Origin of the sequence: Nocardioides sp. (assembly GCF_047607185.1) — a bacterium.
In the GTDB taxonomy this organism is placed as follows: Bacteria; Actinomycetota; Actinomycetes; order Propionibacteriales; family Nocardioidaceae; genus Nocardioides.
Genome location: NZ_JASGDQ010000021.1, coordinates 1 through 10,680 on the forward strand (window position 1 = coordinate 1; position 10,680 = coordinate 10,680).

9 protein-coding genes are annotated in these 10,680 nt (G+C 70.3%); 4 read left to right on the plus strand and 5 right to left on the minus strand.

Going from position 1 to position 10,680, the window contains the following annotated elements:
• Positions 1 to 112: 112 nt before the first annotated feature.
• From dxs to QM595_RS02095, 3 genes are all read right to left on the minus strand, one after another.
• Entirely contained in the window at positions 113 to 1,990 is a 1,878-nt protein-coding gene (gene dxs / locus QM595_RS02085) for a 1-deoxy-D-xylulose-5-phosphate synthase (RefSeq protein WP_415169864.1), read from the minus strand.
• A gap of 65 nt (positions 1,991 to 2,055) precedes the next feature.
• Positions 2,056 to 2,676 (minus strand): DUF3105 domain-containing protein, encoded by a 621-nt coding sequence (locus QM595_RS02090; RefSeq protein ID WP_415169865.1) that lies wholly within the window; start codon positions 2,674 to 2,676, stop codon positions 2,056 to 2,058.
• Entirely contained in the window at positions 2,673 to 2,972 is a 300-nt protein-coding gene (locus QM595_RS02095; RefSeq protein WP_415169866.1) for a thiamine-binding protein, read from the minus strand. Before QM595_RS02095 ends, QM595_RS02090 begins: the two co-directional genes overlap by 4 nt.
• A 120-nt stretch (positions 2,973 to 3,092) precedes the next feature.
• On the opposite strand from QM595_RS02095, the gene QM595_RS02100 reads away from it, so the two are divergent.
• Both QM595_RS02100 and QM595_RS02105 read left to right on the plus strand, forming a co-directional pair.
• Complete coding sequence (locus QM595_RS02100) at positions 3,093 to 3,329, plus strand: hypothetical protein (protein WP_415169867.1); 237 nt, start codon at positions 3,093 to 3,095, stop codon at positions 3,327 to 3,329.
• Positions 3,322 to 4,374 carry a hypothetical protein gene (locus QM595_RS02105; protein WP_415169868.1) on the plus strand — a complete coding sequence of 351 codons (1,053 nt, stop codon included), beginning with the start codon at positions 3,322 to 3,324 and terminating at the stop codon, positions 4,372 to 4,374. Before QM595_RS02100 ends, QM595_RS02105 begins: the two co-directional genes overlap by 8 nt.
• Positions 4,375 to 4,438: 64 nt before the next feature.
• Here the strand turns inward: QM595_RS02105 and QM595_RS02110 are convergent, their stop codons facing one another.
• Both QM595_RS02110 and acnA read right to left on the minus strand, forming a co-directional pair.
• A complete protein-coding gene (locus QM595_RS02110; protein WP_415169869.1) occupies positions 4,439 to 5,506 on the minus strand; it encodes a glycoside hydrolase family 6 protein in 1,068 nt (355 codons plus the stop codon).
• Between the two features lie 165 nt (positions 5,507 to 5,671).
• Entirely contained in the window at positions 5,672 to 8,389 is a 2,718-nt protein-coding gene (gene acnA / locus QM595_RS02115) for an aconitate hydratase AcnA (protein ID WP_415169870.1), read from the minus strand.
• Between the two features lie 265 nt (positions 8,390 to 8,654).
• Between acnA and QM595_RS02120 the strand changes: the two genes are divergently transcribed.
• Entirely contained in the window at positions 8,655 to 9,509 is an 855-nt protein-coding gene (locus QM595_RS02120) for a hypothetical protein (RefSeq protein WP_415169871.1), read from the plus strand.
• Positions 9,510 to 9,544: 35 nt separating this feature from the next.
• The gene (locus tag QM595_RS02125) at positions 9,545 to 10,279 is read left to right on the plus strand and encodes a hypothetical protein (RefSeq protein WP_415169872.1); all 735 of its coding nucleotides are present in this window, start codon (positions 9,545 to 9,547) and stop codon (positions 10,277 to 10,279) included.
• The last annotated feature ends 401 nt before the right edge of the window (positions 10,280 to 10,680 follow it).

The following is a 10,680-nucleotide window of genomic DNA, read 5'->3' on the forward strand; positions in this document are numbered from 1 at the left end:
CCATTACCAGCCAGTAACATCCTCGCCGAGTCGGCAGGAGTGCCGGTCTCAGGAGGCCCCAGTGCGCACAAGTGCAGGCGGCGAACCCGCACTTCTGCCGACTCGGCGGGTTTCAGACCCGCACTTCTGCCGACTCGGCGAGCTCTTCGGTGACGGAGCGGGCGATCGCCTGGGGGGTCAGGCCGATCCGCTCCAGGATCTTCTCCCGCTTGGCGTGGTCGAGGAACCGCTGCGGGATGCCGTGGATACGCACCGGGGTGGTGACCCCCGCCGCGGCGAGGGTCTGCAGCAGCACCGCGCCCACCCCGCCGACCACGCCGTTGTCCTCGATCGAGACGACCAGGCGATGCTCGGCCGCGAGCTGGACCAGTGCAGGATCGACCGGCATCACCCAGCGCGGGTCGACGACGGTCGCGCCGAGTCCCTGCGCCACCAGTCGCTCCGCCACGCCCATCGCCACGCCTGCCATCGCGCCGACACCCACCACCAGAACGTCCTTGGTGCCGCGGCGGAACAGCAGGTCGCCGCCGCCGGCCTTGCCGATGGCCGGGATGTCGGCCGGCGGGGCGCCCTTGGGGAGCCGCAGCACCGTCGGCGCGTCGTCGACGGACACCGCCTCGCGCAGCAGCTCCCCCACCCGGGCGCCGTCGCGGGGGGCGGCCAGCCGGATGCCGGGCACGACCTGGAGAATCGAGAGATCCCACATCCCGTTGTGGGAGGCGCCGTCGTTGCCGGTCACCCCAGCCCGGTCGAGCACGAAGGTGACGCCGCAGCGGTGCAGCGCGACGTCCATCAGCACCTGGTCGAAGGCGCGGTTGAGAAAGGTGGCGTAGACCGCGACGACCGGGTGCAGACCACCCATCGCCAACCCGGCGGCCGAGGTCACGGCGTGCTGCTCAGCGATGCCGACGTCGAAGGTGCGCTCCGGGAAGCGCGCCTGGAACTGGTCCAGGCCGACCGGGTGCAGCATCGCGGCGGTGATCGCGACCAGGTCCTGCCGCTCGGCGCCCAGCGCGACGATCTCCTCGGAGAAGAAGTCGGTCCAGATCCGCCCCTTCGGCTGCGGCGTCTGGGTGGCCACGTCGAACGGGTCGGTCTGGTGGAGCTGGTCGATCTCGTTGAGCTCCGCGGCGTCGTAGCCGAAGCCCTTCCGGGTGATGGCATGGACGATCACCGGGCCGCCGAAGCCCTTGGCCTGCTTCAGCGCGTGCTCCATCGCGACCCGGTCGTGGCCGTCGACCGGACCGACGTACTTCAGGCCGAGGTCCTCGAAGAGCCCCTGGGGCGCGAGCGCGTCCTTGAGCCCCTTCTTGACCGCATGCAGGACGTCGTACGTCGCCCCGCCACCGGGGAGCGCCGGGAGCCGACGCTTCACGACGTCGAGCACCCGCTCGTAGCGCGGGTTGGTGCGCAGCGAGGCGAGCGCGGTGGTGAGCCCGCCGATGGTGGGCTGATAGGAGCGGCCGTTGTCGTTGACGACGATGACCAGCCTGCTGCCCTTGGCGACCGCGATGTTGTTGAGCGCCTCCCAGGCCATCCCGCCGGTGAGCGCGCCGTCGCCGATGACGGCGACCACGTGCCGCTCCTCGCCGCGGATGCAGTAAGCCTTGGCGAGGCCGTCGGCGTAGGAAAGCGAGGTGGAGGCATGGGAGTTCTCGACAAGGTCGTGCTCGGACTCCGCCTGGCTCGGGTAGCCGGAGAGGCCGCCCTCCTGACGCAGGGCGTCGAAGGCGGCGGCGCGGCCGGTGAGCAGCTTGTGGACGTAGGCCTGATGACCGGTGTCCCAGACGACCTTGTCGCGCGGGGAGTCGAAGACCCGATGGATCGCCAGCGTCAACTCCACGACGCCGAGGTTGGGACCGAGGTGGCCGCCGTTCTTGGCGGTGGAGGCGACCAGCAGGTCGCGGATCTCCGCTGCCAGCACCTCGAGCTCGCCGTCGGAGAGCACGTCGAGGTCTCGTGGTGAGGAGATCCGATCGAGAAGACCCATAGGGGCACGTTACCGCTCTGTTCGGCGCGCCATGCAGCCGACGGCGCGCCGCGAGGGCGTCCCCCTCAGACCGCCGTCGTCGTCCGGCCCCCGGGGTCGGAGATGCCGCCGGCGCACGAGGCGTTGGGCTCCGGAGCGGTCTCGCCATGGCCGAAGGTGGCGATGAACAGCTCCAGTCGCGAGTCGTCCGCCCCGGTCAGGTCGAGCTGACGGCCCCAGACCGTGATCACGACGGGTCCCGCCAGCCCCGGGTACGGCGACATGATGCCGTTGCTCGGCAGCCTGCTCCGTAGCATCGCGATCTCGTCCGGGGCGAGATCGGGCCGGTAGGTGATCCAGACCGCGCCGTGCTCGAGGTCGTGGACGGCGTTCTCATCGCGGACCGGCTCGTCGTAGCTGCCGCAGGCGAGCCAGGCGGGGTCGTGCGCGCCGCCGACCGGTGGCACCACGCCGTAGTCGACCTCACCGGAGGTGTGCCCCACGCTGAGCCCCTCGTAGACCCTGACGTCGCCCAGTCCCCGGTAGACCCGGTCGGCGCGGTGGACCTCCGTCTCACCCCGCAGCATCGGCACCGAGGCGGCACCGGCGACGATCATGACGGCCAGCACCCCCGCGCCGACCAGGACGTAGCGCCGACGCCGGGGCGTCGGCGTGGCGCCGAGGATGACCAGCGAGGGCTCGCTCATCCCTCGAGCGCCTGCTCCACTCGCTCGATTTTCGCGGTGATCTCGCCGGTCCAGCCCGGTCGGATGTCGGCCTTGAGGACCAGGGATACGCGCGGCGAGCGGGCGGCGACGACATCGACGGCGCGCTTCAGGACCGCCATCACCTCGTCCCACTCCCCCTCGATGTTGGTGAACATGGCGTTGGTCTCGTTGGGGAGGCCGGACTCACGCACGACCTTGACGGCCGCGGCGACGGCCTCGGCCACGCCGCCGTCTGGGTCGGCGGTCGCGGGGGCGATGGAAAAGGCGACGAGCATGGCTCAACTGTAGGGTCCGTCGTCTCCGCGATCAGTCGGCGGACTCCTCTCGGCACTTGACATCCAGATCCCTACTGTCGGGTAATGTGGGAGCAGTCACAGCGACCGGAGGGACCTGGGATGAGTGGTGAGCTGGCCAGCCTGGCCAATCGGATCGGGGTGACTGAGCAGCAGCTCTCGCCGTTCCGGGCCTACGCGCCCGACGAGCTCGGCCGGCTCGACACCGCCGTCGCGAGGGCGATGACCGACGAGGACGTCGCCTTCGACAAGGCACTGGACGAGGCGCTGCGCTTCGTCCCCAAGCTGCTGCGCGGGACCGCGCAGAAGCTGCTCTTCCCGGGAGGTCGTCGTGGGTGACCTGCTGAGCCGGATCGAGATCACCAAGCTCGCCCAGGAGTTGCGGGTGCCCGAGACGGAGCTGTCGTTCCTGACCGACTCCTCGCCGGAGCGACTGCGCGAGCTACGCGCCTGGATCTCGTCGGCGATGTTCGCCCGCAACGAGCAGCGGGTGCTGCTGCTGGCCTCGCTGTCGCGGCTGCTGCCGACCGGGGTGACCGCCAAGATCGCCAAGCTGGCGCTCGGCCCGATGCTGTCGGCGCGAGTCGCCGGCGTGCTCGACCCGCGCGAGGCGTCCCGGCTGGCCGGCCATCTCGACCCCGAGTTCCTGGCCAGGCTGGCGGTGTCGCTGGACCCGAAGCGGGTCGAGCCCATCATCGGTGCCCTCGACGACGACCTCGTCATCGACGTGGGACGTCGCCTGCTCGACGCGGGCGAGCATCTGGTGCTCGGCCGGTTCGTCTCCGTGGTGGACGTCGAGGTCGCGATGGGGGTCGTGGAGACTGCCACCGACGACGCGCTGTTACGAGTTGCGCTGTTCACCGAGGAGCCGGAGGCGCTGGACGCCATCGTGGCGCGGCTTCCCGACCATCGGCTGGCCGGGGTGATCCGGGCGGCCGCCGAGGCCGACGCCTACGACGCCGCGGTGACGCTGCTGACCTCGCTGTCGGAGGAGAGCTGTGCCCGGCTGGTCGGCCAGGTCGACGCGGTCACCGCCTCGGCCCGCGATTCGCTGGTGCACGCCATCGCCGAGCACGACGTGTGGCCGCGCATCCTGCCGACGCTGCACGAGGTCGAGCAGACGACACTGGCCGGCATGGTCAACGTGCCGACCACTGCCGACGTCCGGATCGTCGACCGGTTCGTCGAGCACGCCCGGGACCTGGACCTGGCCCCGGTGCTGGTCCGGATCGTGCTCGCCCTCGATGACGCCCATCTCGACGTGCTAGCCGACTCCAAGCTGCTCCACAGGAGCGAGGTGCAGGATTGGCTGTTGGCCAAGGCCGGCGTCTCACAGCGCCTGGTCGAGGCCGTGCTCGCCAGGCTGGGCCTGCGCGTCGCCTGAGAACCCGCCCCGGGGAGACGGGATCGGGCCCCAGCCACGTGGCTGGGGCCCGGTTCTCATCCGGTCACAGGAACGGCGAGGTGCGCACCACCTGCGCGGTCCGACTGGCCGAGAACTCCGCGCCATTATTGCCGATCCAGGGCCGGCCGATCCACAAGAACGCCTCGACGTACGTCGCCACGGCGGCCGCCTGCCTGGGCTTGAGCTTCAGCGCAGGCCGAGGGGCGGTGACATCGGTGGTCGGCGGCACACCGATCGTCTGGCAGCGCTTCTCGCGCTTGGAGCGGCACACGACGGGGTCGTTGTAGTTTCCTCGCGGATGCTTCCGCTTGAACTGCCGGGTGGTGTAGGGCCGGCCGTTGTCGGCGGTGTCGAGCACGGCACGCTTGCCCGGGTGGCCGGCAGCCGCAAGCGCGTCGATGACCCGGCCGGCGAAGACCGCGTCCGCACCGACGCTGGTGCGGTGGGTGGCGCCCACGAAGATGCCGCGGGCGTACTCGATCCCGGCGGCCTGGAGCACCGGCACCATCCGGCCGACGTCGATCCAGTCGGCGGCGCCGGCGTCGAGGTAGATGGTGGTGCGCGGCAGCGCCGCCAGCTTCTGGGCGGCGTACCTCACCAGACCGAGCCTGACCTCCGGGTCGGCGACCTCGAGCCCCTTGGCCTTGCCGGCCTCGGGGGCGTTCTCCGGCAGGTCGGGCTCGAGCAGGATCAGGGCACGGGTGTCGCCGATCGCAGTCGCGGCGCGGTCGATCCACTCCCGGTAGTCGGCCTGCTCCTGGGCGGTGAGCGGGATGTCGCGATGTGCCTCGGTGCGCGGGAACTCCCGGAAGATCGTCATCTGGACGAGCTTGTCGGGGTCGCCGTGCTGCGTGTTGTCGATGTACTCCCGAAAGTAGAGCTCGACCTTGTCCATCGGGGTCGCGGCCGTGAGCCAGGCCGCTCGCGGCTGCAGCGCGGCCTTGGCCAGCGTCCTCTTCCGTTTTCCCTTGGCCTGGGCGTAGGCCGTGTAGACGCCGTCGCGGCCGCCGGTGTAGATCCCCCAGTTTCCGGCAGCGATGTTCGCCTCGGCGTGGGCGGGCATCGCGGTCAACGGTGCCGCGAGGGTGAGGGTGAGAAGGACGAGCAGCAAGCGGATCGGTCGGCTGGGCAAGAGTCGGCACTCCGTCAAGTCGGGGACTATTTCATCAATTGTGGGGCAATTGTGGGGTTGTCCTATCTGACCACACATCCTCGCCGGCAACGTCATACGCCCTGGCTGCCGGGGCAGCCAGGGCGTATGACGTGGCGAGAAGGGTCAGCCGGCGTTGACCAGGTTGCGCAGGACGTACTGCAGGATGCCGCCGTTGCGGTAGTAGTTCGCCTCGCCGGGGGTGTCGATGCGGACGACCGCGTCGAACTCCGCGCCTTGCCCCCCATCCGGCAGAGTGCTCGACACGTGGACGGTCTTCGGGGTGGTGCCCTGGTTGAGCGCCTCGATGCCGGTGATGGTGAAGGTCTCCTCGCCGGTCAGGCCGAAGGAGTCGGCGTTCTGGCCGGCCGGGAACTGCAGCGGGACGACGCCCATGCCGATCAGGTTGGAGCGGTGGATGCGCTCGTAGGACTCGGCGATGACCGCCTTGACGCCCAGCAGCGAGGTGCCCTTCGCGGCCCAGTCGCGGGACGAGCCGGAGCCGTACTCCTTGCCGGCCAGCACCACCAGCGGGACGCCCTGCTCGATGTAGTTGCGCGAGGCGTCGTAGACGAAGGTCACCGGACCGTCGGGCTGGGTGAAGTCGCGGGTGTAGCCGCCCTCCGGCAATGCAGCGCCGGGCGTCGCAATCTGATTGCGCAGCCGGATGTTGGCGAAGGTGCCGCGGATCATGACCTCGTGGTTGCCCCGGCGGGAGCCGTAGGAGTTGAAGTCGCGCTGCGCGACGCCGTGGCCGGCGAGGTACTGACCGGCGGGGCTGTCGGCCTTGATGTTGCCGGCCGGGCTGATGTGGTCGGTGGTGACCGAGTCGCCCAGCTTGAGCAGCACCCGGGCGCCGGCGATGTCCGAGACCGGCGACGGGGTCAGGCTCATCGCGTCGAAGTAGGGCGCCTTGCGGACGTAGGTGGAGTCCTGGTCCCAGGTGAAGGTGTTGCCGGTCGGCGTCGGCAGGTTCTGCCAGCGCTCGTCGCCGGCGAAGACGTCGGCGTAGTCCTTGGAGAACATGTCGGAGTCGATCGCCTCGGCGATGGTCGCCTCCACCTCGGCCGGGCTCGGCCAGATGTCCGCCAGGTGGACCGGGTTGCCGTCGTGGTCGGTGCCCAGCGGGTCGTTGAGCAGGTCGACGTTCATGTTGCCGGCCAGGGCGTAGGCGATGACCAGCGGCGGCGACGCGAGGTAGTTCATCTTCACGTCGGGGTTGATCCGGCCCTCGAAGTTGCGGTTGCCCGAGAGCACCGAGACCACCGCGAGGTCGTTCTCGTTGACCGCGGCGGAGATCTCGGGGATGAGCGGGCCGGAGTTGCCGATGCAGGTCACGCAGCCGTAGCCGACCAGGTTGAAGCCGACCTTCTCCAGGTACGGCGTCAGGCCGGCCTTCTCGTAGTAGTCGGTGACGACCTTGGAGCCGGGCGCCAGCGTGGTCTTGACCCACGGCTTGCGGGTCAGCCCCTTCTCGACGGCCTTCTTGGCCAGCAGCGCCGCGCCGATCATCACCGAGGGGTTGGAGGTGTTGGTGCAGGAGGTGATCGAGGCGATGGTGACCGCGCCGTTCTCCAGCTCGAAGGAGGTGCCGTCGGACAGCGTGACCGGGACCTTCGCGTCGGGGGCCGAGGTGTAGGTCGGCAGGTGGCCGGCGAAGGAGGTCTTGGCGTCGGTCAGCTCGACGCGGTCCTGCGGCCGCTTGGGCCCGGCGATGCTCGGCACCACGGTCGCCAGGTCGAGCTCGAGGCGCTCGGAGTAGCGTGGCTCGGCGGCGGGGTCGTGCCAGAGTCCCTGGGCCTTGGCGTAGGCCTCGACCAGCTGGAGCTGGTGCTCGGAGCGGCCGGTGAGCTTGAGGTAGTTGATGGTCTCCTCGTCGATCGGGAAGACCGCGATGGTGGAGCCGAACTCGGGGCTCATGTTGCCGATGGTGGCCCGGTTGGCCAGCGGCAGCGCGGTGACGCCGGCGCCGTAGAACTCGACGAACTTGCCGACCACGCCGTGCTTGCGCAGCATCTCGGTGATGGTGAGCACCAGGTCGGTGGCGGTGGAGCCCTCGGGCAGGTCGCCGTGGAGCTTGAAGCCGACCACCCGCGGGATGAGCATGCTCACCGGCTGGCCGAGCAGCGCGGCCTCGGCCTCGATGCCGCCGACGCCGAAGCCGACCACGCCCAGACCGTTGACCATGGTGGTGTGGGAGTCGGTGCCGACGCAGGTGTCGGGGTAGGCCTGCAGGACTCCCTCCACCTCACGGGTGAAGACGGTGCGAGCGAGGTGCTCGATGTTGACCTGGTGCACGATGCCGGTGCCCGGCGGGACCACCTTGAAGTCGTCGAAGGCGGTCTGCCCCCAGCGCAGGAACTGGTAGCGCTCGCGGTTGCGCTCGTACTCGATCTCGACGTTGCGCTCGAACGCCTCCGGGGTGCCGAAGACCTCGGCGATGACGGAGTGGTCGATGACCATCTCGGCCGGCGCGAGCGGGTTGATCTTGCTCGGGTCGCCGCCGAGGTCGGCCGCGGCCTCGCGGAGGGTGGCCAGGTCGACGATGCAGGGCACGCCGGTGAAGTCCTGCATGATCACTCGGGCCGGCGTGAACTGGATCTCCTTGTCGGGCTCGGCGGTCTCGTCCCAGCCCGCCAGCGCCCGGATGTCGTCGGCGGTGATGTCCGCGCCGTCCTCGGTGCGCAGCAGGTTCTCGAGCAGGACCTTGAGGGAATAAGGGAGCGACGCCACTGCGTCGTCGGCGAGCCCCTCCCCCGTCACCGCGTCGAGCTTGAAGATCTCATAGGACGTCCCCTCGACGTCCAGGGTGCTCTTGGCACCGAAGCTGTCCTTGCTAGCCACCGCCGTCAACTCCTTAGTCGCGTGCTCTCCGCTGTGCGCAAGCCTCGTCGTACTCCATCCTGCCCTCCGGCTGACCGGCCCCGAAAGTAAGGCATGCCTTGGTCGATTCGACTCACTTGTCTTGATATCAAGATACATGATGTCGAGCGTTTAGCGAAGTTGTTCGGCGGGTCGCGACCTGGGCCCGTTCTAGGCCCGGATCTAGGCCCCGACGTGGGCCCGGGAGCCCTGTCCCACGGCGGAGCGCCGGGTGATCATCGTTCGCGTGTCCCTGAGTCCCCGCCGACTCACCTCGCGAGGTGAGCGCGGCCAGTCCACCGCCGAGTACGTCGGCCTGGCCACCGTCGTGGTGGCCGTCATCGGCCTGCTGCTGCTCGTGGCACCAGGTGTCCTGAAAGGTGCCGGCGGCACCATCGACTCGGCCTTCTGCCACCTCGCGAGCGCCGTCGGCGGGGGCGGCGACTGCGGCTCCGAGGACCAATCGGGCGGTGAGCACGGCGGCCAGGACGAGGGCGGCGACCAAGGGCCGGACGGGAGAAGCGGTGGCCCGACCAACCCCGAGGACGTCGACATCCCCGACGGGCTCGACCCGGACTCCGACCTGGTCAAGGAGATGCTCTCGACCCAGCGGGGGCGCGACACGCTGCAGTGGCTGGCCGACAACGACATCCCGATCCGGATCGACCCCGGCACGACCGGTGCCTACTGGAACGGCACCGAGATCGTCCTGGGCGACGGCTTCACCGACCCCTCGACCCTGGTCCACGAGGCCAACCACGCGAGGTACAGCACGGAAGGCCGCAGCGCCGACGTCCAGAATCTCAGCCGCGACCAGTACGTCCACGACATGATCGCCGAGGAGACCGACGGCACGGTGCAGCAGATCCAGGCCGCCCAGGAGTTCCGTGCCGCCGGCTACGACGTGTCGAGCCAGCCCGGCGAGGACCAGTACACAGCCGCCTACGACGCCGCCGTGCAGGCCGGCGCCAGCGACGAGGAAGCGCGACAAGCCGGCTACGACGCCGTCGAGCAGGAGTTCTACAACGGTGGTTTCGTGACGTCGACGAACGGGCAGTCTTACCCCGACTACTACGGTGGCTTTTGGGACAGGGCGCACTGATGCGGCCCGCCGACCGACGGAGAGGAACGACACCGATGGCCGGACTCGCGCACCGGCACCGCCTCGCCGCCTCACTGGTGGCGACGGCCCTGCTCGCGCTGACCACCGGCTGCGGGTCCGGAGACTCCGAGCCGAGCGCCTCGTCCACCACGAGCACAACCACGAAGGAGACCGACGTGCGCTCCCGACTCGCCACCGCGCTGGCCACGACGGACCCGACGCGGGCCGCGCTGCTCGAACAGTCCACCACCAGCCTGAGCCCGCTCGACGCGCCGTGGCTGACCGGCTGGCGGATCATCGACGTGAACTCGGACACGGTCCCGCACCCGCAGCGGTTCTTCGTGGCGCTGGCCGAGGACGACCGGGCGCTGCTGCTCTCCGGGGCGCCCGACGCCTTCAACGAGATGGTCGCCGACGCCGCCGTCAGCCTCGACACCCCCGAGAAGGCCACGGCCGTCGCCGAGACGTTCCTCGACGCCACCCGGTCCTTCTCGACGTACTCCTATCGCATCAACTCCCTCGACGAGGTGAAGTGGCGCTCCGGCCTCAACGAGTCGGGCACCAAGCTCCGCGACAGCACGGTGGCCTCCTACGGCGCTCAGGTCACCGCCCCGACGGCCTCGGCCGCGGCCGATGGCTGGACGGTGACGGCCTGGGCCGTCGAGGGCACCGACCTGGTGCGGCACGCCCTGACGATCGCGTCCGACGGCGCGGTCAGCGACAAGCCCGTGACGGTCGTGGCCGGCCTGCCCGTGCCGGTCTCGCTCTGACCCGGTCCGGCTCACCCGATCCCGGACTTCGTTCGGGCCCAAGCCGGGGCCCAGAGCGGGACCCGGATCTGGGCCCCGGATCTGGGCCCCGGTTTGGGCCCGGGAGCCCTGCCCGGTCGGCGTGGCCGCGGCCAGCATCGAAGACGTGTCACCATCCGCCCGCCGACTCGCCTCCCCGGGTGAGCGCGGCCAGTCCACCGCCGAGTACGTCGGCCTGGCCGCCGTGGTGGCGGCGATCATCGGCGTCCTGGCCGCGGCCGGCCCGGGGCGGGTGCTGGATGGGGCACGTGGCACTGCCGAGGCGGTCTACTGCTCGCTGGCGGGTGGGGACGACTGTGCCGGCGCGGGCGTGGGGGGGGGGGGGCGGGGGGGGGGGGGGCCCCGGGGCCCACACCAACGCC

Excerpts from the sequence above, each read along its gene's own strand:
- dxs (WP_415169864.1), bottom strand. The coding sequence starts at position 1,990 with ATGGGTCTTCTCGATCGGATCTCCTCACCACGAGACCTCGACGTGCTC.
- QM595_RS02090 (WP_415169865.1), bottom strand. The coding sequence starts at position 2,676 with ATGAGCGAGCCCTCGCTGGTCATCCTCGGCGCCACGCCGACGCCCCGG.
- QM595_RS02095 (WP_415169866.1), bottom strand. The coding sequence starts at position 2,972 with ATGCTCGTCGCCTTTTCCATCGCCCCCGCGACCGCCGACCCAGACGGC.
- QM595_RS02100 (WP_415169867.1), top strand. The coding sequence starts at position 3,093 with ATGAGTGGTGAGCTGGCCAGCCTGGCCAATCGGATCGGGGTGACTGAG.
- QM595_RS02125 (WP_415169872.1), top strand. The coding sequence starts at position 9,545 with ATGGCCGGACTCGCGCACCGGCACCGCCTCGCCGCCTCACTGGTGGCG.